This window comes from Streptomyces sp. NEAU-YJ-81 (genome assembly GCF_017592595.1).
Classification (GTDB): Bacteria; Actinomycetota; Actinomycetes; order Streptomycetales; family Streptomycetaceae; genus Streptomyces; species Streptomyces hygroscopicus_B.
The window spans coordinates 158,691-180,914 of the sequence record NZ_JAGFNO010000015.1; the positions used below are offsets into that span (position 1 = coordinate 158,691).

The 22,224-nt window shown below is 69.2% G+C and carries 20 protein-coding genes; 11 read left to right on the plus strand and 9 right to left on the minus strand.

Translation table 11 applies throughout. The features are described from left to right. Nucleotides 1–31: 31 nt before the first annotated feature. The 3 genes from J5X86_RS28585 to J5X86_RS28595 all read right to left on the minus strand — a co-directional run bounded on the left by J5X86_RS28585 (nucleotide 32) and on the right by J5X86_RS28595 (nucleotide 4,370). Complete coding sequence (locus J5X86_RS28585) at nucleotides 32–1,306, minus strand: MFS transporter (RefSeq protein ID WP_208519584.1); 1,275 nt, start codon at nucleotides 1,304–1,306, stop codon at nucleotides 32–34. A gap of 186 nt (nucleotides 1,307–1,492) precedes the next feature. Next, the gene (locus J5X86_RS28590; RefSeq protein ID WP_308124762.1) at nucleotides 1,493–3,034 is read right to left on the minus strand and encodes an FAD-binding oxidoreductase; all 1,542 of its coding nucleotides are present in this window, start codon (nucleotides 3,032–3,034) and stop codon (nucleotides 1,493–1,495) included. Nucleotides 3,035–3,530: 496 nt separating this feature from the next. After that, nucleotides 3,531–4,370: an enoyl-CoA hydratase/isomerase family protein gene (locus J5X86_RS28595; protein WP_208519586.1), complete on the minus strand. Its 840-nt coding sequence runs from the start codon at nucleotides 4,368–4,370 to the stop codon at nucleotides 3,531–3,533. 261 nt (nucleotides 4,371–4,631) lie between these two features. On the opposite strand from J5X86_RS28595, the gene J5X86_RS28600 reads away from it, so the two are divergent. Next, nucleotides 4,632–6,218 carry a Na+/H+ antiporter gene (locus tag J5X86_RS28600; RefSeq protein WP_208519587.1) on the plus strand — a complete coding sequence of 529 codons (1,587 nt, stop codon included), beginning with the start codon at nucleotides 4,632–4,634 and terminating at the stop codon, nucleotides 6,216–6,218. Between the two features lie 269 nt (nucleotides 6,219–6,487). Here J5X86_RS28600 and J5X86_RS28605 read toward each other — a convergent pair whose 3' ends face one another. Together J5X86_RS28605 and J5X86_RS52995 are read right to left on the minus strand one after the other, a co-directional pair. Further along, nucleotides 6,488–7,168 (minus strand): hypothetical protein, encoded by a 681-nt coding sequence (locus tag J5X86_RS28605; RefSeq protein WP_208519588.1) that lies wholly within the window; start codon nucleotides 7,166–7,168, stop codon nucleotides 6,488–6,490. Between the two features lie 224 nt (nucleotides 7,169–7,392). Further along, a complete protein-coding gene (locus J5X86_RS52995) occupies nucleotides 7,393–7,515 on the minus strand; it encodes a hypothetical protein (protein ID WP_374229302.1) in 123 nt (40 codons plus the stop codon). On the opposite strand from J5X86_RS52995, the gene J5X86_RS28610 reads away from it, so the two are divergent. The 3 genes from J5X86_RS28610 to J5X86_RS28620 all read left to right on the plus strand — a co-directional run bounded on the left by J5X86_RS28610 (nucleotide 7,499) and on the right by J5X86_RS28620 (nucleotide 10,239). After that, on the plus strand, nucleotides 7,499–8,128 hold the full coding sequence (locus J5X86_RS28610) for a serine hydrolase (RefSeq protein ID WP_243981693.1): 630 nt from the start codon (nucleotides 7,499–7,501) through the stop codon (nucleotides 8,126–8,128). The genes J5X86_RS52995 and J5X86_RS28610 overlap by 17 nt on opposite strands. 215 nt (nucleotides 8,129–8,343) lie before the next feature. Further along, nucleotides 8,344–8,946, plus strand: coding sequence for a cadmium resistance transporter (locus tag J5X86_RS28615; RefSeq protein WP_208519589.1), 603 nt, complete (start codon nucleotides 8,344–8,346; stop codon nucleotides 8,944–8,946). A gap of 168 nt (nucleotides 8,947–9,114) precedes the next feature. Then, nucleotides 9,115–10,239 (plus strand): 50S ribosomal protein L11 methyltransferase, encoded by a 1,125-nt coding sequence (locus J5X86_RS28620; RefSeq protein WP_208519590.1) that lies wholly within the window; start codon nucleotides 9,115–9,117, stop codon nucleotides 10,237–10,239. A 168-nt stretch (nucleotides 10,240–10,407) separates the two neighbouring features. Here the strand turns inward: J5X86_RS28620 and J5X86_RS28625 are convergent, their stop codons facing one another. From J5X86_RS28625 to J5X86_RS28640, 4 genes are all read right to left on the minus strand, one after another. Then, on the minus strand, nucleotides 10,408–10,815 hold the full coding sequence (locus tag J5X86_RS28625; protein WP_208519591.1) for a VOC family protein: 408 nt from the start codon (nucleotides 10,813–10,815) through the stop codon (nucleotides 10,408–10,410). 11 nt (nucleotides 10,816–10,826) lie between these two features. Beyond that, the gene (locus tag J5X86_RS28630; RefSeq protein WP_208519592.1) at nucleotides 10,827–11,258 is read right to left on the minus strand and encodes an SgcJ/EcaC family oxidoreductase; all 432 of its coding nucleotides are present in this window, start codon (nucleotides 11,256–11,258) and stop codon (nucleotides 10,827–10,829) included. Between the two features lie 5 nt (nucleotides 11,259–11,263). After that, nucleotides 11,264–11,881, minus strand: coding sequence for a hypothetical protein (locus tag J5X86_RS28635; protein WP_208519593.1), 618 nt, complete (start codon nucleotides 11,879–11,881; stop codon nucleotides 11,264–11,266). A 250-nt stretch (nucleotides 11,882–12,131) separates the two neighbouring features. Beyond that, nucleotides 12,132–12,479, minus strand: coding sequence for a nuclear transport factor 2 family protein (locus J5X86_RS28640; RefSeq protein WP_243981695.1), 348 nt, complete (start codon nucleotides 12,477–12,479; stop codon nucleotides 12,132–12,134). Between the two features lie 324 nt (nucleotides 12,480–12,803). Between J5X86_RS28640 and J5X86_RS28645 the strand changes: the two genes are divergently transcribed. From J5X86_RS28645 to J5X86_RS28675, 7 genes are all read left to right on the plus strand, one after another. Next, nucleotides 12,804–13,379 (plus strand): PadR family transcriptional regulator, encoded by a 576-nt coding sequence (locus tag J5X86_RS28645; protein ID WP_137969355.1) that lies wholly within the window; start codon nucleotides 12,804–12,806, stop codon nucleotides 13,377–13,379. 419 nt (nucleotides 13,380–13,798) lie between these two features. Next, nucleotides 13,799–15,352 (plus strand): class I adenylate-forming enzyme family protein, encoded by a 1,554-nt coding sequence (locus tag J5X86_RS28650; protein WP_208519595.1) that lies wholly within the window; start codon nucleotides 13,799–13,801, stop codon nucleotides 15,350–15,352. 5 nt (nucleotides 15,353–15,357) lie between these two features. Next, entirely contained in the window at nucleotides 15,358–17,790 is a 2,433-nt protein-coding gene (locus J5X86_RS28655; protein ID WP_208519596.1) for a xanthine dehydrogenase family protein molybdopterin-binding subunit, read from the plus strand. 1 nt (nucleotide 17,791) lies between these two features. Next, nucleotides 17,792–18,571: an enoyl-CoA hydratase/isomerase family protein gene (locus J5X86_RS28660; RefSeq protein ID WP_208519597.1), complete on the plus strand. Its 780-nt coding sequence runs from the start codon at nucleotides 17,792–17,794 to the stop codon at nucleotides 18,569–18,571. 8 nt (nucleotides 18,572–18,579) lie between these two features. Next, nucleotides 18,580–19,476: a xanthine dehydrogenase family protein subunit M gene (locus J5X86_RS28665; RefSeq protein ID WP_208519598.1), complete on the plus strand. Its 897-nt coding sequence runs from the start codon at nucleotides 18,580–18,582 to the stop codon at nucleotides 19,474–19,476. Then, entirely contained in the window at nucleotides 19,473–20,738 is a 1,266-nt protein-coding gene (locus J5X86_RS28670) for a 2Fe-2S iron-sulfur cluster-binding protein (RefSeq protein ID WP_208519599.1), read from the plus strand. Before J5X86_RS28665 ends, J5X86_RS28670 begins: the two co-directional genes overlap by 4 nt. Before the next feature lie 106 nt (nucleotides 20,739–20,844). Continuing rightward, the gene (locus J5X86_RS28675; RefSeq protein ID WP_243981696.1) at nucleotides 20,845–22,188 is read left to right on the plus strand and encodes an MFS transporter; all 1,344 of its coding nucleotides are present in this window, start codon (nucleotides 20,845–20,847) and stop codon (nucleotides 22,186–22,188) included. The last annotated feature ends 36 nt before the right edge of the window (nucleotides 22,189–22,224 follow it).

Here is a 22,224-nt window from a genome sequence, read left to right on the forward strand (position 1 = left end):
GGGCAGTGGGCCCACGAACGGCAATGGCTACCTACAGGGCGTCGGGTCCGGTGAGGCCGGGGTGATTGACGCGTCGCCGCATCGCGGGGAGGTGGCCGGCGAGCAGGGCGATACCGAGCATGTCGACGATGGCGAGGGCCGCCATCGGTATCCAAGTGGCGGCCGGTCCATGGGCGAGAAGCACGGCCATGAGCGCGGGCGTGACCACGTCACCGATGCTGAAGGCCATCTGGGAGAGCGAGTTGTACCGGCCGCGACTCGCCGCGGTGGCACAGTCGTTGACGATGGGCGACACGATCAGGCTCTGGATCAGCTCGCCGACGGTCACCAGGACGACCGCGACGAGAGCGAGACAGATACTGAGGGCCGACGGCACATACGCGCAGCACAGCACCGCGACAAACGCACCGCCGACGATGGCCTGCGATGCCATCAGGCTGCTCCATCGCCGATGCCCGGTGATCGCGGCGCCCACGGGCGTGGCGCCCAGCGCGCCGAGTACGGCGTTGACCGCGAGGATGGTGCCGGGTATCCACGGCGGCAAGTGCACCGTGTTGACGAGGAAGACGGGAACGGCGAGGCCGAAGGCGAGCGAGAGCAGGGCGAGGCCGAAGTTGAGCACGACGAACCCGAGGAAGGGCTGGTCCCGGAGCGTGCTCGCCCAGCCCCCCTTGGCGGTGTGTTGTGGCGAGTCGTCGTGTTCTGGCGCGCCGCTGACGCCCACGGCGTGCGCACCGCCTGAGGAGTCGAGCCGTGTCAGGATCGCCGCGACGGTGAACGACAGGGCGTTGACGGCGGCGATCGTGGTGTATCCGTTCACCCCGCCGATCGCGACAGCGAGGCTCGCGCCGAGAGCGCCGACGCCGAGACCCGCATGGCGCAGCGTGGTGATCAGGGCGAACCAGGATTCCTGGCGCTTCCCCTCGGCGACATCATGCACCAGGGCCGGATAGGCCACCCAGAACGCCGAGTTGCCGAGCTGCACGACGACCGCGGCGCTGAGCAGGTGACCGAAGGAGCCCACGAACAGGTAGTTGAAGAACCCGACCGCCTGGATGAGATTGGAGACGATCACCGTGCCGCGGGCGCCGAACCGATCGCAGAACATTCCGGCGCCCGCGGTCGCCGGAATGCGGACCAGCGCCGCGATGGACAAGGCCAGTCCGACCCTGCCGAGGGTCAGCTCGGTCGTCGCGGTGAAATAGAGGATCGAGAACGGCAGAAAGAGGCCGGTGCCCAGGGCATCGATGGACAGCGCGGAAAACAGGCGCCGGTGGCCACGAGCGTCGGGAAGCCATGCGCGCACAGCAGAGCCCTTTCGGGGACGTCCCAGCCGCACCACGTCTCATGCGACCCCACCCCGAAAAGGGCAAGACGAGCAACATATGAAGTGCCCGCACAGCGTGTCAAGCCTACGGACGCGGGCGGTGCGATCCCGAGGCGGACCGCACCGCTCCGGCATCCGACGCAACGCGGCGCCGGTTCGCGAAGGTCAGGTGCCGATCCCTTGTGGGTAGCTGAAGAAATTGGTCGGATCGTACGTCCGATTCACTCGGACCAGCCGGTCGTAATTCGCGCCGTAATACGCCCGCCGCCAGTCCTTCAATGTCGGGTCCGGGAAATTCTGATAGGAATGCGGCGGAGGCGTTTCACCGAAAATGCTCTGGTAGAACTCGCTGAGCCAGTGAAGATTCGCCGTGGCAACGCGCGGCGGATCATAATCCGCCCAGGAGGTCTCGGCGGCGAGGACGAACACCCCGTTCCGGTGCACGAACGCCGTCGCGTCCGGCGGCACTTGGTTGATCTCGCCACCGAGGGCGAACATGGCGAACCCGGCCCCGTCCTCGTTGTCGCTGCCGGGCCAGTCCAGCAGCTGCTCGGCGGCGGCACCGATCTGCTCATCGGTCAGGAGCGTCCGGGAGGTGAGAACCGCCGACTTGGCGGCGAACTGTTGCACCGGCGTGGTCGCGCTCAGCAGCGCGCTCGCCTGACCCGGAGTGACCTCGCGGACGGACGCCTTGTTGCGGGCGCGCTCCTCCGCCGTGCCGATGGCGAGCAGCGGAGCCAGGATGGTGCGCAACTCCTCGAGGTCGCCGTAGTACTGGCCGATGGCATTGACGCCCGCGTTGGCGCGGATCTCCTCCCTGGTGAGCCCGTGGGTCCCCATGCCGACGCGGAGATGGAATCGCTTGTCCTCCAGGGTGTGCACGGCGATCTGTTGCGCGGCGGCGATCACCGGCAGTACCGAGTCCAGGCTCCAGCGCAGCTCGTAGAAGCCCACGTCGCCCTGGAACCGCTCGTACTGGAACGTAAAGGAGGTATTGACACCGAAGTTGTTCCCCGCCCCGCCGCGACAGGCCCAGAACAGATCGGGGTGCGAGTCCTGACCGGCCTCCACCACGCGGCCGTCGGCGAGTACCACGGTCGTCGAGACCAGCCGGTCACAGGTCAGGCCGAACATCTTGTCGCTGAAGCCGATACCGCCGCCCAGCACCAGCCCGGCCACCCCGACCGTGGGGCAGCGGCCGGTCGGCACGAACATGCCGCCGTCCTCCAGCATCGGGTGCAGGTCGGCGTTGGTGACGCCGGCTCCCACGGTGAGGGTGCCCGCGTCGTGAACGACCCTCATCCGTCCGTAGGTCCGGGTCCGCGAGCGGGCACCCGGCAGCGGGGTGGAGACGATGCTCTTCATGCGGGCCATGTTGAGCAGCAGACCGGTGGTGGCGGAGTACCCGGCGTAGTTGTGGCCCAGCCCGGAACGAGGCACGGCGGGCAGCCCCACCGCGCGGGCCCAGCGGACCGACGCACGGACATCCCTGGTCGTGGCGCACGCCACGATCCCCGCGGGGCGGATCCCGGCGTAGCGGTGGTTGAACGGAAGCGCCAGCGGCGGGTAGCCGGAATCTCCCGGCCGATAGAGGGTGGAACGGGACGACAGCGCCTGAGCCAGCAGCTCCCAGTCCCGTTCGCTGACCCGGTCCGCCACCTCGGTGGGTGGCGCGGCAGCGGCGGGCGATGATGGCAGGCCCGCCACCTCCGTGCCCCAAACACCCACAGTGCCCGCCCGCAGTACGTTCCGCCTGTTGATCAACGTGGCTGCCCTCACAAGAAGCGCTCCGGAGACGCGATCGTCTCCCTCTCTCGCAAAGTCAACCGGCCATCGGCCGGCACAGCCGCACAACGGATTCCCGCCCACAGACCCGCAACCCGAAAGGAGGCCGACCTGCCGCTGAATGCCCCAGCCCGGTACGACGAAGTCGGCACCGTTGACGGCCCGGGTGCGGCCGGAGGCGAGCAACCGCACGACCTCGGCCCTCGTGGGGGCGATCGTGGAACGGGCGGCGCACGATCCGATGGCTGCCCGCATCGCACAGGACGCCAGCAACGCGACACGGTCGGCCTTCGCAGTGGTGACCGGTGCCGGCAAGGGCATCGGGTCTTGAGGTGACGCGCGCTCCCGAAGCGGACGGCATACGGGTCGCCGACGCCGCCGCCCGCACCATCACCCCGGAGCTGAAGGAGGCCCCCCATCAGTCGACGGCCTTCAAGTCGCCCAGCATGGCTGCGAGTTCGAGCTCGGTGCGGCCACGGGTCTGGAAGCCCCGCTTGAACAGCTCTGCCGTGCGTTGCTGCGTTGCCGCACTGCGGACGAGCTGCTGGAACAGAGCGGCATCCGCGCGTACGTGGGCGGGAGTCGGCAGGCTGATGGCGTTGATGGCGGCCTTGGTCGCGATCAGTGCGTCGCGGGGGAAGGTTCCCATGCGCGCGGCAATGCCGGCTACGAACTCGTCCAGTTCGGCTTCGGGCACCGCGCGGTTGATCCAGCCGTAGCGTTCGGCGAGTTCGGCATCGAAGTCGGCCGACGTCAGCACGGCTTCGAGTGCCCGGCCCCGGCCCAGCAGCCGGGTGAGGTGCTGGATCGCTCCCGCGCCGGGCGGGGTGCCGATGCCGACTTCGGGCTGGGAAAGGACGGCGTTCTCCCGGGAGGCGAAGCGCATATCGCAGGCGAGGAGGAACTCGCTGCCCGCCCCCCGTGCTCGGCCGCGCAGCTTGGCGATGGTGACGGCCGGTACCTCGCTGAGCCTGCGGAACAGCATTCCCAGCGAGGCGTCGCCCGGACCTCCGGCCTTCGCGGCCTCGGCGGTGTATTCGGGCACTTTGGTCAGGTCGACGTGCGGGAAGAAGAAGTCGGGATCCGCGCTGTCGAAGACCACCACTCGTGCGGTCGTCGGTTGGGAGAGTTCTTCGAGCAGTTGGACCAGGTCGCGCACGACCTCGGGACCGATGAGGTTGATCGGCGGGGCGTTGAAGGTGGCGGACAGGACATTGCCGTCCAGGCTGGTGCTGATGGTTTCGTACGAGGCGGTCATGTGCTCTTCCTCTCGGCGCTGATCGCGGCCCGGTGGCCATCCCGGCTGTCCAAGCTGGTGCCCCTCGAACCACAGCACGACCGACGCGTCCATCTCCCCGCACTCAGTCACACATTCGTGTGAGCGAGTGCTCCGGTTGGCGGAAGTCGCACGTCGGAGTACTCATTCGGCGGTGGTCAGGCGCGACCCCGATCGGATTCGAGGTGGCAGGCTTCCCGGGGCGTGGCCCGTACCACGCTCCCAGCGGGAAGGCGGTACCGGATGCATGGCCTCGAAGTCATCGTGGTGGTGCTCGCCGCGGTACTGACCATGACGTGGCTGGCTCGCCGCCTGCGCTGGAACGAGCCGGTCATGCTGGTGGCGGGCGGCTGCCTGATCGGCCTGATTCCCGACTTCCGCGGGCCGGCCCTGCCGCCCGAGGTGGTCCTGCTGCTGTTCCTGCCCCCACTGCTCTACTGGGAGTCGCTGACCACCTCCCTCCGTGAGATCCGGACGAACGTGCGCGGCATTGTGCTGCTCGCGACCGGTCTGGTGCTGGCCACCGCCGCCGCCGTGGCCTCGGTGGGGCACGCGCTGGGTCTTTCCTGGCCGCTCGCCTTTGTCCTCGGTGCCGTCGTCGCCCCCACGGACGCCATCGCCGTGGCGACGGTCGCCCGTGGGCTGCCCCGCCGGATCCGGACCATCCTCCGGGCGGAGAGCCTGATCAACGACGGCACCGCGCTCACCCTCTACGCCGTGGTGATCGGCGTCGCCGTCGAGGGGCTGGCCGTCACCTGGACGGACACCGCCGTGCGATTCCTGCTCGCCTACGCGGGCGGGGCCGCGATCGGTTGCGGATGCGCCGCCGTCGTGGTCGCTCTGCGCAGGCGGCTGCGTGACCGCAGCGTGGAAAACGCCTTGGGCGTGCTCACTCCGTTCGCCACCTATCTGCCCGCGCAAGTGCTGGGCGTCTCCGGCGTCCTGGCGGTGGTCACCTGCGGTCTCATCCTCAGCCAGGCGGGGCCCAAGGTGATCAGTGCGGGCTCCAGAGTGCAGATCATCTCTTTCTGGGAGGTGAGCACCTCCCTCCTCAACAGCGCCCTCTTCGTCCTGGTCGGCGTCCAGACGCCCGCCATCGTCAGCGGGATCGGCTCCGTCTCCCCGGGACACGCGGTCATCACCGCCTCGCTGGTCAGCGGTGTAGTGATCGCCACCCGACTGCTGTGGCTGTACTCGGTGCCCTACATCATCCGCGCCGTCGACCGCCGCCCGGTCCAGCGCACGCTGCGCTACGGCGCCCGGCAGAGGTTCCCGGTCGCCTGGAGCGGGGTGCGCGGTGCCGTCTCGCTCGCGGCCGCACTCGCCGTCCCGACCGCCACCGCCGCGGGCCGGCCGCTCGCGGGACACGGCCTGCTGGTCTTCACCGCCGTAACCGTCATCCTGGTCACGCTGGTCCTCCAGGGGACGACGATGCGCGCGGTGATCCGCTGGTCGGGACTGCACGGCGATCCCGACGAGACCGCCGAGGAACGCCGCGCCCATCGTCAGATCATCGCCGCCGCGTTGGAGGCACTTCCCGACCACGCCAGGCGTCTGAAAACTCCGCCGGAGACCGCCGACGCCATCCTGAGCGAACTGCGCCAGTACGCCGCCGAGAAGGCGGAACCACCGGATACCGACGACACCGGTGTGCGGGCCGGGCTCGAACTGCGCCGCGCCCTGATCGGCGTCGAACGCAGCGCCCTGATCCGCCTGCGGGACCAGCGCAGCATCGACGACATCGTTCTACGCCGACTGCAGTCGCTGCTGGACACCGAGGAGATCAGGATTGAGCTGGCCCTGCGTGCCTTCACGGGTCGGCCGCCGTGAAGACCGCCTTGTCGAATCGAGCCCGTCCGAAGCGCGGTCGCTCCTCGCCGGGCCGGCACAGTGCGTCCAGCAGCTCACCGCTCGAATCCGCCGATCCTGATACCCGTGCATCCGACCGGCTCGTCCTCTGTGGCCCCGTCAGCGCAGTGGTTCCATTCCGGCGCAGTGATATCCATGGGGGCCATCCCACCAGCGAGCAGGGGCCGGTTCGCAGCCACTTCACGGGTGTCCGTGCCTCCAGCGGGCATCCGAACGTGTCCCGACCGCGTTCACACTTCGGGGTCGATTTTCGAAGAGAGGAAGAACAGGCCGAGAGCGAGCACCAGGAACAATGCCGCCAACTCACTGTCCCGCAGGTACAGAACGACGGTGACGACGGAGGAGGCGAGCCCGAGCAGGCCGGTGACGCGGCCGAGGATCCGCCGAGGACGGGCAGAAGGCCCGGACAGGCGCTCGGGGACCGGGTCCTTGGCGTTCTGCCAATACGGAAAGGGCCCCGGCCGGTAATGCCAGCCGTCCTCCCTCAGCTGCTGAACGGCGGGGTGGCGGCGCGCGTGGCGCAGATGGCGGGGCCCGAGGCGGTTCCAGGGCAGCCACGCCTGGCGGGTCGCGATCCACACCGGTGTGGGAAGGCAGGCCACCACCGCCCATATCACCGCGTTGACTCTGCCGGCCGATGTGCTCGGCAGGATCCTGAGAAGCGTGTCCAACTGACCGCTGGCGGCGTATGCGATCGGCGCGGCGATGGAGAGCGCCATCATGAACTGCTCGAAGATGTGGCCGTGATGGCACCGCTCACAGCGTGGCACACGGACGCTGTTGCTCTGCCACTTGGTGCGGATGCCCAAATACCAGGTCGGGTTGGACTGCACATCCCTGTGCAACCCGACGACACGATCGTGCCGCGTGGCCGTGGTATCGCTTGCGCAGAACCAGCACTGTCGCGTCATGAGCATCTCCTGGAACCGTGCCGGCCGACGTCGGCACACCGACCAGTATGCTGCGGCGCGTCATGCGAACCATGCCCGTCATCGTACGGATCCGTGCCGGGACCCGTCCCATATCTCGCGCGGTACCTGGCCAGTCCAGGCTGTGTACGGTGACGCCGCACCGCTGCCAGGGTGGCGCGTGAGGTGGCGGGGTGCCGCCCCGGACCTCGCAGTGGCCCCGCGTCCTATGCGTACGTCGGACGGGGTCGGGGACGGGGCCTGATGACGGTGCCGAGGACGTGGGTTGCGGGGAAGTAGCCGGTCTCCCGGGAGTCGTAGCTGCTGTGTGTGTTGTCGTCCAGGAGCACCAGCCGATTCGACGATCACGCGAGCACCTACGTGCCACCGCTCACCGAACACCCCATCGCCGTAGGGCAGTTACTCCAGCAGACCAGCGGACTGCCGGAGTACTCCGCACCGGCCGACTGGAACCGGCCCGGCACGCCCGAGGACTGTCCGGCCCTCGCTCTCAAGGAGAAGGCCGCCTTCGAGCCCGGCACCGACTGGGGCTATTCCAACACCAACTACCCGGTGCTCGGCATGGTGATCGACAAGGCATCGGGGGTCGACTTCCGCACATACATCGAGCGCACCATTCTGCGTCCACCGCGCCTGAACGACACCTACTGGCCCGCACCCGGCGAACTGTCCCTGCGCGGGACCCACGCCCGCAACTACAGGGTGCACCCCGCGTATCCGGAGGCCGGACGGATGGATGTGACCGAGCTCCCCGGGTACTACGAGTTCGGCGCATCCGGCGGGCTTGTCTTCACACCCGGGGACCTCCGGCGGGTAGCCCCTACGGCTACGGCATTGCCTCGATCCCGCTCAGCCGCGGTGGCGTCTACTGGGGCCATGGCGGCGATCTGCCCGGCGACTCAGTGGCCGGCGGCCGGGCCACGTCCGGCCGCGGCACCATGACCGTCTACACCACGACGTGGGCGGCTGAGGACGAAAGCCTGCGCCATCTCCAGGGGGCGGTGGACGCGGCCCTGTGCGGCAAGAGCCGCTAGCCGCCATGCGCCCGCCCTGGCGTCCTTGGGCCCCCGGGGCCGGGGTGAAGTGGCCTGCGGCATACGGGGAGCGGTGCGTGCCGGATACTGTCGCCGGGCAGCCGAGCGAGAGGTCATCCATCCGTGAATCCGGGCATCGTCGGGCAGGCGGTCGGCCTGTTCGCCGTCACCAACGTCGACGACATCCTGATCCTGTCCCTGTTCTTCGCCCAGCGCGCCCGCCACCGCGGATCGGCCCGCCGGATCGTGCTCGGCCAGTACCTGGGCTTCGCCGCGATCCTCGCCGTCGCGGCCGCCGCCGCGTTCGGCGCGACCTTCCTGCCCGAGAGGGCCATCCCCTACCTCGGCCTGCTGCCCCTCGCCCTCGGGCTCAAGGCGGCCTGGCAGGCATGGAAGCAGTGGGGCGAGGGCGACGACGAGGATGGTCACGGGGCGGAGGGCGGCGGGCCCAGAGCACTGGAGGTCGCCGCGGTCACCTTCGCCAACGGCGGGGACAACATCGGTGTCTACGTCCCCGTGTTCGCCACCGCCGGAGCGGGCGGGATGAGCGTGTACGCGGTCGTCTTCCTCGCCCTGGTCGGCGTGTGGTGCCTTGTCGGCCGGTTCTTCGCCAGCCGCCCGGTCATCGCCAAGGCGCTCAGCCGGTGGGGCCACGTTCTGCTGCCGCTGGTGCTGATCGCCCTCGGCCTGCTCATCCTGATCGAGGGCGGCGCCTTCGGTCTGTAGGGCCCCGGGATTCGGTTCGACCGTCATGACCTGGGAAAACATCAGGGTCTGTCCCCCGTGCGAGCTACGCGCAGATGTCCACCGTGCGGTGACGATCTCGGGCCGCCACATCCGTAGCGTTCGGAGCAGCCGCGGCGCTCCGGCCGCGGATCTGGCGAAGGACTGAGGATGCAACGTTCCTACGTGGCAGAGTTGGCCGCGCCCGGTCACAAGGTGCCGGTGCGTGCCTGCGTCGACGAGCCGAGTCAACCGATATGGCTGTTCCCCTCGGTCGGCGAGTACCCGGTCTACGGCGACTTCGTGTACGACGTGATGCTCGCGGACGAGCGTCGGATGAGCCGGTACACCCGGGCTGTCCGGCGCTTTGCTCCCGGCCGGACGGTGCTCGATATCGGCACGGGGCAGGACGCGGTGTGGGCGCTGGCCGCAGCCCGTGCCGGAGCGCGGCATGTATGGGCCGTGGAGGTCATCCCCAAGTCCGCGCGGATTGCCCGGAAGAACATCGAGCAGGCGGGTTTCGCCGACCGGATCACGGTGGTCGAGGGGCTGTCCACCAAGGTTGAGCTGCCCGAACGCGTCGATATGTGTGTCTCCGAGATCATCGGCACGCTCGGCGGCTCGGAGGGTGCGGGGCCGGTGCTGCGGGACGCGCGGGAGCGCCTGGTGAAGCCCGGTGGGATGTTCATTCCGCACCGCAGCGTCACCACGGCCGTCGCCCTGGACCTGGGCAGCGCGACAGGAGGCGAACCGCCCGGTTTTCCGCCCGCCGCCTTCGGCTTCGTGGAAGAGATATTCGCCGCGGTGGGCCGCCCCTTCGACCTGCGGGTCTGTCTCGCGGGGTTGCAGGACGTCCCGAAGGTGCGGGAGCGGTCGTATCTGTCCGGCGCCGTCGAGGTGGAGCCGCTGGAGTTCAACGGCGATCTGCGGCCGGAGGGCGTCGACACCGCCGAGCTGACGTTCACCCGGCCGGGCAGCTTCTCCGGGCTCGCGCTGGGCATGCGGCTGTGGGTGGCCGAGGACGACGTGCCGATCGACTCACTGTTCGAGTGGAGCAATTGGACCCCCGTCTACGCCGCGCTGTCGGAGGAGGGCCTGCCGGTGCGGCCGGGCGACCGGTTCGCGTTCGAGTTCACCACGACGATGAGCGACGACGGAGTACACCCCGACTACGCGCTCACCGGCGAACTGCACCGTGGCAGCGGTCCGGCGGTGCCGTTGCGCTGGGACTCGGCGCACCATCCAGACGGTTTCCGCGAGTCGTTCTTCCATCGCTGGATGTTCCCCGAAGCCTGAGACCACCTCATCCCCATCCTGCGGGACCCGCCCGTCCGGCCGTGTGCTGAGCGGTGAGGCGAAACCTCATGCCGGAGGGCCGCCCCCGCGTCCGCGCGGAAACGGCCCCTGAGCTTCGCATACGCCGGTTGGGGACGCAGGAGGTGAATCCCCCGCCCCTGGGCCCCGTTACTCGCCCGCTTCGGCGGCCGGGCGGGGACCGCCGAAGCCGTGCGCGGAGAGGTCGAACCAGTTGCCCTCCGGATCCATGGCCCGATACTCGGCGAAGGGGCGGTTGGTGAAGCGCTCCGCGGGCTCCTCGGCGCCGGAGGCGACCAGTGCGGCGGATATCTCGGATGTGTCGGCGACGTGGAATCCGAAGTGGTTCATGCCCAATGGGGTGTCGCCGTCGAGTTGATGCTTGATCAGGGCGAGGCTCAGATACCCGTCGGAGAGGAAGCAACTGCCGTCGGGGTCCCGGTGGAAGAGTTCCATGCCGAAGATTTCGCTGTAGAACTCGGCCAGCTTCTCGGGGTCGCGGGCAACGAGCGCCAGATGCCGCAGTTTTGGCCTGCCCGGGGTGGACGCGTCAGACATGGGTAATTCCCTCAGTTCTCGGAGGCCGGCGGGGTGGCCGGTCGGGGGGCAGGAATCATGTTGTGGAAAGCGGTGATCCGCCAGGTGCCGTCGGCGCCCGCTGCCGCGTCCCGTTCCACGACGGCGAGGGCATGGGTGCGGGCGAGGCTGGTGCCGTCGGAGGCGACGACGGTCGATTCGACGTTGACCGTGGCCAGATCCCGGCGCGGATAGCGGATGGACTGAACCCGCGCGTCCAGACGAGTGGAGCGGTACGCGGTGCGGAAGAGCTGGTCGTGACCGGCGGCGATACCAGCTCGGCCGGGTGGTTTCTCACCGCGCACTGTGGTGAAGTCGCAGTCTTCGGCGAAGACGGCGGCGAAGGAGTGGGCGTCGCCCTCGGCCCAGCCGCGCGCCATGGCATCCCAGAGCCCCTGGATCCGCTCGTCGTCGGTCGCGGTCACCGGCCTCACACCCCCACCACGGCGTTGGTCCGTATCCGCAGCGGCAGTTCAACGCACGGCTGGTGAGGGTTCTCGGGTGGGGGTGGCGCCCAGGCGGCGAGGGCGTGGTACATGACATCGCCGCGACGTTCCAGGTAGCAGATGAGGTTGACGGGCCAACCGGTGTTGCCGAAGACGTGCTGATCCATCGGGGTGGGGCGCTCGCTGAGGATGAGTTTCCGCTCCTCCGGCGGGCCTATGCGATGCCAGTCGGGGTGCATGTGCACGGACCCCAGGATCTCCAGACCGTCGGCCTCGGCCTCGCGCGAGGCCCTCAGCAGGTCGTGGGAGTCGATCCACCAGCCACGTGTCTCGTTCTCGTACGCCGGGCCGAAGAGCGGCACGATCGACTCGGTGAACTCACGGCGCGCGGCCGGGTCGGTGGTACGGGCATTGCGGCCGAACGCGACGCGCTCGACGGTGAATGCCGCATGGTCTGCCGAACCTACGAGGAGAGCGAAGCACGGCAGTGGTGTTTCGGAGGTGATGCGTCGGTATTCACCGACGGCCACCTCGAGGAATTCATCGAGCGCCTGATCCTCTATCAGGACCGTACAACCTTCACCTAAATGCGACGCGCGCATGTCAACCACCTCTTGGCGTGGATGTCGAATGCGGTGGGGGAGCGGAGCCGTCGTACTGTATCCCGGTATTCTTGAAGTTTCAAACGGCATCCGTGCCTTCATCCCTGCGTTCAGGTATCGGGCCCTGACCGGCCCCAGGGATGGCCGCATGTCGCACCGCTACCGGCTGCACGGCGGAGCCGCTCACCTCTCCACTCACCGCATCCATCGCGGCGCGGAACCGCGCTCCGCGCCGCCCCCGCCCCGTAGCTCAGCCGTCTTCGGTGACCAGGGTGTAACGCACGGTCTGGGCCTGGATGAGGCCGTCACGGAAGACGAAGGTGTCGACTCCGTCCTCCACTCGCGCATGGGCGGTGGCGGCCGACCATTCGAGAAAGAGCACGTCATCGGCGAACTGAGGCTTCAAGTCCCATGCGGCGTCCGGGAGATCGCTGAGCAAGGTGCCAATGCCCTGCTTCACTCCGTCGCGCCCCCGCAGCACGCCGGAAGGAGTGACGAAGACCGCGTCTTCCGCGTAGTTGGCGCTGATCTTGTCCAAGTCTCCTGAGCCGAGCGCTTGGCCGTGGTCGTGGAAGATCTGTTCGGGCGTCCGGGTCATCGCTGCAACCATTCCGTTCTCAGGTATGTGATGCGCTCTCCCGGTCGGTGGGAAAGCGCGCCGCCCACTGGGCGTGACTCCGAGAAAATAATTGCATACGCCGTTCATTGCAAGCGCCGTCTATTGCGGGGTTCCGACGTCTGGCGCCCGGACGCCGGTCACGGCTTCTCCTCGCGCTCTTCCCGCGCCGCGCGCGCCCGGGGGGCTCGCTCGCCGGTCCCGTGCTGTCGATCGTCTTCCATCCCGCGCCGCGCGCGCCCGGGGGGCTCCGGGCTTCGCCTCCTCTCGGAGGGGCCGCGGGGGGTGCACGGTACGATTCAGACCATGTCAACACTCCGGCTCTCGACGACGTCGTACGTGGTTCTCGGGATGATCGCGATGCGTGGCCCGTCCACCCCCTACGACCTCAAGCGTGCGATCGGCCGGTCTGTGGGCTACTTCTGGAACTTCCCGCACGCTCAGCTGTATGCGGAGCCCAAGAGGCTTCAGGAGGCAGGGCTCCTGGATGTGCATGAGGAGGACACCGGGCGGCGGCGCAAGATCTACACGATCACCGAGGCGGGCGACGACGCGCTGCGGGGCTGGCTGGCCGAACCGGTCAAGGAGCACTTCGAGCTGCGCGACATCGCGGAGATCAAGCTGTTCTTCAACGAGTTGGCGGAGCCGGACGACGTGGCGCGCCTCGCCCGGGACCAGATCGAGCAGCACGAGCGGCGCATCGCGGAGTACGAGGAGATGCGGCGCCGTTACGGCGGGATCGAAGAGGTTTCCAGCCGTATGGTCACCCTCGAGCTCGGCCTCGGCATGGAATACGCCGCGCGCGACTTCTGGCGCGGTGTCCAGGCGCGCGTCGAGCGCGGTGAGTTCTCGTCCGTGAAAGGGCGGCCGATGGCCCGGTAGGGCCATCACGCGCTGACGCGTCGGCCACTCTCGCCGGGCGTCGCGGCCTCCGTGCGCCGCATCATCCCTTGAAGTCCGGCCGCAGGCCGCTACGCGCTGGGCGCTTGCGTCACTCGCGCGTGCGACGCGCGACGCCGTCACCCAGGCCCCGATGTGCCGGGACCGCCGCTTCCGGAGCGAGCATCGCACCGCGAAATGCCCCCGAAGGCTGGGCCGGCCGGCTCCGCGCCACTTTCTTGCGCACGTGCCCGGAGGGGCGGGGTGCGCCGTCGTCGTCCGGACCGTTGACACGTCCCCCAGGTCGGCGTAGCTTCCAACTCCAACCTCCAATAGTCTGAATCATACGGTGCGTATCGCACCATGTGATTCGCAGCTTCTGCCGAACACTGGTAGGCGCGTGTGGAACGGAGAGGACCGCGATGGATCTGAGCACGGTTCTGCGCTGGACAGCCGAGCGCTATCCGCATCGCCGGGCGGTCGGCGGCAGGACCCCGATGACGTACAGAGAGTGGGACGCCCACACCAATCAGCTGGCACGGGCGATGGCCGAGCTCGGTGTCCGTCCGGGGGAACGGGTGGTGCTCCTGAGCACCGGAGGCGAGCCGCTGGCCAGCCTCCATCTGGCGGCGCAGAAGCTCGGTGCCGCCTCGGTCCCCCTGTCCTTCCGCTTCGGCGCTTCGGAACTCGCCTACTGCATATCCGACGCGGAGCCGGCGCTGGTGATCGCGGACGACTCCACCTCGGCCGTCGCACAGGAGGCACTCGGTGCCATCGAGGCGGTGCCGTGGATCCGCTCGGGAGACCCGGTCGAGGCGACGATCGAACGCCTGGCGCGCACCCAGCCGGACGGACCGCTCGATGTCCAGGTGTCCGAGCAGGACATCAGCGTCATGCTCTACACCTCGGGGACCACGGGCAGGCCCAAGGGTGTGCCACGCACGCACAGCGCCGAGTACCACGCCTCGGTCGCCCACCTGCTGCAGAGCGGACAGTCACTCTTCGACACGACGCTCGGCGTGATGCCGCTGTTTCACACCATGGGGCTGCGCACACTCATCTCCACCGTCGTCGCCGCGGGCACCTGGGTTCCCCAGGCGAAGTTCGACGCCGAGGAGATGCTCGGCCTCATCGCCGACGAGGAGATCAGCTCGCTCTACCTGGTGCCCACGATCTACTGGTCGCTGTTGCGCACCGGCCGCCTGGAGCAAGCCACATCCGTACGCAAGCTGGCCTACGCCGGCGCTGCGATGACTCCGACGCTGGTGGAGCAGTTGGTGGACACGCTGCGGCCGGAGTCCTTCGTCAACCACTTCGGCAGCACCGAGATCTACACCTTCACCATCGGGGCCGACGTCATCGTGAAGCCGGGATGTGCGGGCCGGGCCGGGATCTTCTCCCGGGTCCGCCTGGTGGAGCCGGTCCCGGACGCCTCGCCCGATGCCGAGGTGGCACCGGGCGAGCAGGGGCAGATCGCCGTCTCCATGCGGAACCCGGATGCCTTCGCCGGCTACTGGCGCCGGCCCGACGCGAACGTCAAGTCGATTCGCGGTGGCTGGTACTTCCCCGGTGACCTCGCCGTCGCCGACGAGGACGGCGACCTGTGGGTCACCGGACGCGTCGATGACATGATCAACTCTGGCGGCGAGAACCTCTATCCGGACGAGATCGAGGACAAGCTGATCGGCTGTCCGGTGATCAGCGAAGTCGTCGTCGTCGGGCTCCCCGACGACCGTTGGGGACAGGCCGCCACCGCCTTCTTCGTCCCCGAGAGCGGGACGGCCCCCGACCACGCGCTGGCGGAGCTCCACTCCTATGTGCGCGAGGGCTCCGGACTGCCGTCCCTCAAACGCCCCAAGCGGCTCATCGCCGTCGAAGAAATCCCGAAGTCGGGCGCCGGCAAGATCCTCCGCCGCCGGCTGAGCTCCGGCGACTACCACTCGCTGGCCGACAGCGACACCGCGACAGACAGGTGAACCACGTGACCGCGACCATGGGACGGACGGGCCCGCCGACCGCACGGATCGAGGACCCCGCGCTGCTCACCGGCCGAGGCCGCTTCCTCGACGATCTCGACCCGCTGCCGGGCACACTGACCGCCGCGGTCGTCCGGAGCCCGCACCCTCACGCCCGCATCCGCGGCGTGAATCTCGAACGGGCGCGGCGGCACCCCGGTGTGGCCGCCGTGATCGGTCCCGATGAGGTCACCGCGACATTGCGGCCGTTCCCGCTCTCCCTCAAGACGCCCATGCCGTACTACCCGACGGGCACCGACAAGGTCCGGTTCGTCGGTGAACCGGTCGCCGTGGTGGTGGCGGGGGACCGCTACCTCGCGGAGGACGCCGCCGAACTCGTCGAGATCGACTACGACCCGCTGCCCCCGGTGGTCGACGTCGAAAAGGCGCTCCTGCCCGACGCCCCGCGACTGCACGAGGGCGCCGACAGCAACGTGGCGACCGATCGAACCTTCGAATTCGGTGATGTGGACGGCTGCTTCGCCACCGCCCACCACGTGGTGAAGGGCAAGTACACCTTCCCGCGGTACTCCTCGACCCCGATGGAGTGCTACGCGGTCATCGCCCAATGGCAGGACGAGGCCGACGGACCGGCCGTTCAGGCGTGGGCGAACTTCCACGGCCCGTTCTCCATGGTTCCGGTGCTGGCGGGGGCGCTGGGCGTACCCGCCTCCCGCGTCCGGCTGATGATCCCGTCCGACAACGGCGGCAGCTTCGGTATCAAGGCCGGCATCTACCCCTACGTGGCCCTGATGGCGCTGGCCAGCAAGCACGCCGGCCGCCCGGTGCGCTGGACCGAGGACCGCATCGAGCACATGCTCGCCAGCTCCGCCGGATCCGACCGCGTGATGTGGTTCGAAGCGGCGGTCTCAGCCGACGGCAAGGTGCGGGCGCTCAGCGCGGACCTGGTGGACAACGTCGGCGCGTATCTCCGCCCGCCGGAGCCCAGCACGCTGTACCGCTGCTTCGGCAACATCACCGGCGCGTACACGATCGACGCCGTGCGGATCCGCTCCCGCGCGGTCGTGACCAACAAGACACCCACCGGACTCAACCGTGGATTCGGCGGTCAGCAGCTGTACTTCGGCCTGGAACGGCTGATGGACAAGATCGCCGGGGTCTGCGGTCTGGACCCGGTCGAGCTGCGGCAGCGCAACTTCGTCGGCAGTGAGGCATTCCCGTACGCCACTCCGACCGGCGGCATCTACGACTCGGGCGACTACCGGCGCGCCATGGACATGCTGCTGAAGAACGCCGACTACCAGGCGCTGCGGGAACAGCAGCGCGCGGCGCGTGAGCGCGGCGAATACTACGGAATCGGCGTCGCCACCATCGTCGACCCGTCGGCGACCAACATCGGCTATGTGAGCCTGGCCACCCCGGCCGAGCAGCGCACGGCGGGGCGCGGCAAGTCCGGCTCCACCGAGCACGTGCGCGTCAGCGTCGACCTCAACGGCATCGTGTCCGTCCTGCTGGGCACCGTGCCCCAGGGACAGGGGCACGCCACGGTGGCACAGGCCGTGGTCGCCGAACAGCTCGGGCTGCCGCTGGATCAGGTCCGTCCGGTGGTCGAGATGGACACCGCCACCACCCCCTGGACAGTGACCTCCGGCAGCTATTCGTCGCGGTTCGCCCCCTTGCTGACCAGCGCGCTGGTCGAAGCCAGTGAAAAACTGGCGGAGACCGTCAAGGTCGCCGGCGCCATCTTGCTGGACGTCCGTCCGGATGAGGTGGAACTCGCCGACGGCCACATCCGGGTCCGGGACGAGCCCGAGCGGGCGGCGCTGTTCCGGCACGCGGCCGGGCTGGTCCACTGGGACCCTGGTGCGCTGCCCGAGGGCACCACCGCGCGGCTGTACGAGGAGGCCGCCTTCACGCCCCCGCAGTCGAAGGCCGCAAGCAGAAGCGATCAGATCAACTCGAGCCTGTGCTACGGATTCGTCGCCGAGCTCGTCACCGTACGCATCGACGCCGAGACCCGGCAGCTCCGGCTCGACCAGGTGGTGACCGTCCACGACCCGGGCACCATCCTCAACCACACGCTCCTCGAAGGCCAGATCCACGGCGCGCTCGCGCACGCCATAGGCGGCTCGATGTTCGAGGAGATGCGCTACACCGACGCCGGACAACCGACGGCGACCTTCATGGACTATCTCTGCCCCACCACGGCGGAGACCCGGTACGCGCTCAACAGCGACCACCTCGAGACGCCCTCCCCGCTCACCCGCCTCGGCGCGAAGGGGTGTGGCGAGGGCAGCAGCATGAGCCTTCCCGCCGCGATCGCGGGCGCGGTCGCCGACGCGCTCGCTCCGGCGGGTGTGGACATCACCACCCTCCCCCTCCACGGCAACGTACTCAACGAGCTGCTCAACGGCAGTGACAGCGAAAGGGACCTGTGACATGGCACTGACCGGAGGCCAGATCAGGCTGGACCGCGGCCACGACGGACGTGTCGCCTACCTGACCCTCGAGCATGGCAAGTACAACATCGTCACCATGGAGACCCGCCAGGTGATGGCCGACCGCTTCGCCGAGATCGACGCGGACCAGGACATCCAGGCCGTGGTCATCCGGGCCGAGGGCGAGCACTTCACCTCGGGTGGCGACATCCAAGGCTTCATGGAGGTGGAGCCTGCCGACCTCACCGACCTGGGTCAGAACATCACGGCTCCGTCCCGCAGCCCGAAGCCGGTCATCACCGCGGTCGACGGCTACTGCTTCGGTGTCGGCTTCGAGCTCGCGCTTTCCACGGACATCCGTATCGCCACCGAGCGCAGCCAGTTCGCCCTTCCGGAGATGCGCCTGGGCATGATCCCCGGCTCCGGCGGCACCCAGCGCCTCGCCCGGCTCATCGGTCTCTCCCGCGCCAAGTACCACGTCATGACGGCCACCCGCATCACGGCGCGGCAGGCCGGGGACTGGGGCCTGGTGTCGGCCGTGGTGCCCGATCGCGTGGCGCTGGACGCGGAGGTCGAGCGGGTGCTGAAGACGATGCTGGGCTACTCGCCACTGGCCTTGCGCACCGCCAAGGAGGTCCTGGACAAGGGGGTCGACGCACCGCTCTACTCCGGGATCGAGCTGGAGCGCAAGGCGTACGCGATGCTGCGGTCGAGCCACGACTTCGCCGAGGGCGTCGCCGCGTTCGGCGAGAAGCGTGCCCCGAAGTTCCAGGGCCGGTGATCTGATCCATGAAAGCCGCACCGTTCGCCTACGTTCGTCCCTCGCGTCTGTCCGACGCGATCGCCGAGCTGGCGGAGACCCGCGGGGGCGGCAAGGTCATCGCGGGTGGGCAGTCGCTGGCACCGGTGCTCGCCATGCGGCTCGCCCGCCCCGACACGCTGATCGACATCAACTCCATCGAGGAACTCGGGGCGCTGACCCGCTCCGGGCCGGCCCTGCACATCGGCGCGGTCGTAAGGCAGCGCCGTGTGGAGCGGGACCCGCTCAGCGGAAGTGTTCCCTTGCTGCGCCTGGCGCTGCCCTGGGTGGGCCACCGCGAACTGCGCAGCCGGGGGACGGTGTGCGGCAGCCTCGCCCACGCCGACCCGGCCGCCGAGCTGCCCGCCGTGGCCTGCTGCCTCGACGCGGAGTTGACGCTGACCGGGCCCAACGGCCACCGGCGCGTGTCCGCCCGGGAGTTCTTCCACGGCGCGATGACCACCGCGCTGACCCCCGACGAGATCCTCACCTCCGTACGGCTGCCCGTGGCCGCGGAGGGGGAGGGGTTCGGATTCGCCGAAATCGCCCGTCGCCATGGCGACTTCGCGCTCGCGGGCGTCGCCGTGAGGGTACGTCTGCGCGCCGGCCGTCCGGAGGCGACGCTGACATCGTTCGGCGTGTCCGACCGGCCGGTCACCCGTGACGTCTCCGAACAGCTCGCCGCCGCGGTCACCGACAGCGGCGACGCGCCCGCGGACCGGTTCAAGGGGCCGCTCTCCGCTGTCGCCGACGAGATCGTCGACACCGACGGCGACATCCACGCATCCAGGGACTACCGGCGTCGGCTGCTTCTCGCCCTGGCCGGCCGGGAACTGTCCAAGGCTTACGAACGCGCCCGCGACGGCGCCGAGGAGGTGGCCACGTGAGTGTCAACGAAGCAGCGAACCGTGGTGAGGCGGGGCCCCTCACGCCGCGCCCGGTGAAGGCGGGCGCGGACGATCCGGTCGAGGTCCGCATGACCGTCAACGGGACGCCCACGGCGCTCAGTCTCCCGGCGCGGGTCACCCTCGCCGACGCGCTGCGTGACCACCTCGGCCTCACCGGTACGCATGTCGGCTGCGAGCACGGGGTCTGCGGTATGTGCACCGTGCTCGTCGACGGCGAGGCCGCCCGCGCCTGTCTGCTGTTCGCCGTGCAGCTGGACGGGGCGGACATCGTCACCGTCGAGGGCCTGGGACGACCCGACGCCCTGCACCCGCTGCAGGAGTCGTTCGGGCGTCACCACGCCCTGCAATGTGGCTTCTGCACCCCCGGATTCCTGATGAGCTCCTACGACCTGCTGACCAACCAGCCGGACGTCACCGAGGAAGAGCTGCCGGAGGAACTGTCGGGCGTCATCTGCCGCTGCACCGGGTACCGGAACATCCTCACCGCGGTGGACGAGACCCGGCGCGCACACCCCGAGGGCGTCCCCGCGCCGGGCAACTGCGGGCGCACGGCGCTCGTCGGCCGTTCCGGGCAGGGCGCGGACGCGTCCGACGGCCCGGACGAGACCGAGAACGCGGCGTCGTCGGGCACCCAGGACATCGTGCTGCCCGGCGGCGATCCCACGATCGCGGTGCGGATCACCACGGGGATCGACCTGCCCGAGGACAGGGTCTGGGGCGTTCTCGACGACATCCACCTGCTGGCGCGTTGTCTGCCGGGCGCGGAGCTCACCGATGACTACGGCCATGGCCACTACGCGGGCCGGGCCCGGGTCTCCGTGGGACCGGTCAAGCTGACGTTCAACGGGGTGGCGCAGATCCTCGAACACGACCGTGCGGCCGGTCGGCTGCGGGCCATCGCGCAAGGGCAGGACACCGGTGGAGCGCAGACACAGGCGGACATCACCCTGACCACCGAGGCCACGGAGACCGGCACCGCCATGCACGCCGACGCCAAGGTCTATCTCACCGGCCGCATCGCCCAGTTCGGGCGCGCTCTCGCCGGTGACGTCAGCCGCCGGATGTTCGAGCAGTTCGCCGACGCCGTCACCGAAGCGGCGGCATCCGGGCAGGCCCCGTCCGGCCCGGTGAAGGCCCCCAGCGCCTTGAGCCTGGTGTTCGCCCCTCTGCTCGACCGCGTCAAGCGGCTGCTGCGCAGGGGCGGAAGGCGTCGGCGCGGCGGCCGCGAGAAGGAGCGTTAGGACCCAGGTGTCAGTGCCACCCCTCGTCGCCGACCGCGACGCCCCCGGATTCCCGCCGAAACCACGGGGCCCACCCCTACCACACTCCGACATTGAGGAGAGCACCTTGACTCCCGCCACCCAGGAGCACTCAAAGTCGCCCAGAGCCGCGATATTCGCGTCGGTCGCAGGATGGTCGTTCGACCTGTTCGATCTGTTTCTGCTGCTCTACGTCGCAGGGCCGGTCAGCAAGAGTATCTTTCCGACCTCGAATCCGACTCTCGGTATCGCCGCGGTGTTCGGTTCGTTCGCCGTCACGGTGATCATGCGTCCGGTCGGCGCCGCGATCTTCGGTGAGGTGGCCGACCGCAGGGGCCGCAAGAAGGCCATGGTGGTGGTGATGAGCGGTGTGGGCCTGACCACGGCGGCCATGGGACTCGTGCCGAGTTATGCCGTGGTCGGCGTGTTCGCTCCCGTCCTCTTCCTGACCCTCCGGGTGGCCCAGGGCCTGTTCGTCGGCGGCGTCACCGCGACCACGCACACTTTGGGCACGGAGAGCATCGGCCCGCGCCGGCGAGGTCTGATGAGTGGACTGATCGGTGTTGGTGGGGCGGGCCTGGGTGCGGCGCTGGCCAGTGTGGCGTACATCGCCGTCTCCGCCGTGTTCCCCGGCCCGGCCTTCGAGGTGTGGGGTTGGCGGGTGCTGTTCTTCTGCGGGCTCGCCGGGGCGTTGCTGAGTCTGTTCGTCTCCAGGAAGGTCGACGAATCACCGGCCTGGGACGGGGGCGAGGCCGGCCGGGCCCCCGAGCCGGTGCCATTCCGTGCACTCCTCCGCGGCACGGGCAAGAAGGTCCTCGCGCTGAACATCGCCGTCGCGGCCGGTGGCGGGGCGCAGTACTACCTGACATCCGGCTTCCTGCCCACCCTGCTCAGTGAGATCGTGCCCGTCGGCGAGAGCCTGCGCGGGATGATCCTGCTGGTCTGCAGCCTGGCGGTGGTGGTCGCGGGGATCGGTGCGGGGGAGCTGAGTGAACGGCTCGGCCGCCGTAGGACCATGCTGGGATTCGGGCTGTGCAACCTTGTCGCCCTGCCGACCGTGGTGTGGGCCATCACGGGAGCCGGAGGCGAGCGCGGCGCCACGGTGACCGTGCTGTGCGCGATCATGGTGATGCTGTCCAACGCGGCCTATGCGCCACTAATGATCTTCCTGAACGAGCGGTATCCGACGGAGCTGCGGGCCAGGGGCACGGCAGTCAGCTGGAACATGGGCTTCATGCTCGGCGGTCTCACGCCGACGTTCGTCACCCTGCTCAGTCCTGATCTCGCCCATGTTCCCTCGCGGCTGGTGCTCTTCCTGGCCGGATCGAGCCTGGTGTTCGTCGTCGCGCTCATCGCCGTTCCGGAGACCCGGGGCTCGGTGTCCTTCGGCCGACGTCAGGAACGGGTCAAGCAGCACAGCAGCAGTCTCTGACGGGGTGTTCGATGTCTGTCCCGGTGCCGGTCGTCA

Coding starts and splice junctions, on each gene's coding strand:
- J5X86_RS28595 (WP_208519586.1), bottom strand. CDS start 4,370: ATGACCGCCTCGTACGAAACCATCAGCACCAGCCTGGACGGCAATGTC.
- J5X86_RS28600 (WP_208519587.1), top strand. CDS start 4,632: ATGCATGGCCTCGAAGTCATCGTGGTGGTGCTCGCCGCGGTACTGACC.
- J5X86_RS28605 (WP_208519588.1), bottom strand. CDS start 7,168: ATGACGCGACAGTGCTGGTTCTGCGCAAGCGATACCACGGCCACGCGG.
- J5X86_RS28620 (WP_208519590.1), top strand. CDS start 9,115: ATGCAACGTTCCTACGTGGCAGAGTTGGCCGCGCCCGGTCACAAGGTG.
- J5X86_RS28625 (WP_208519591.1), bottom strand. CDS start 10,815: ATGTCTGACGCGTCCACCCCGGGCAGGCCAAAACTGCGGCATCTGGCG.
- J5X86_RS28635 (WP_208519593.1), bottom strand. CDS start 11,881: ATGCGCGCGTCGCATTTAGGTGAAGGTTGTACGGTCCTGATAGAGGAT.
- J5X86_RS28640 (WP_243981695.1), bottom strand. CDS start 12,479: ATGACCCGGACGCCCGAACAGATCTTCCACGACCACGGCCAAGCGCTC.
- J5X86_RS28645 (WP_137969355.1), top strand. CDS start 12,804: ATGTCAACACTCCGGCTCTCGACGACGTCGTACGTGGTTCTCGGGATG.
- J5X86_RS28650 (WP_208519595.1), top strand. CDS start 13,799: ATGGATCTGAGCACGGTTCTGCGCTGGACAGCCGAGCGCTATCCGCAT.
- J5X86_RS28660 (WP_208519597.1), top strand. CDS start 17,792: ATGGCACTGACCGGAGGCCAGATCAGGCTGGACCGCGGCCACGACGGA.
- J5X86_RS28665 (WP_208519598.1), top strand. CDS start 18,580: ATGAAAGCCGCACCGTTCGCCTACGTTCGTCCCTCGCGTCTGTCCGAC.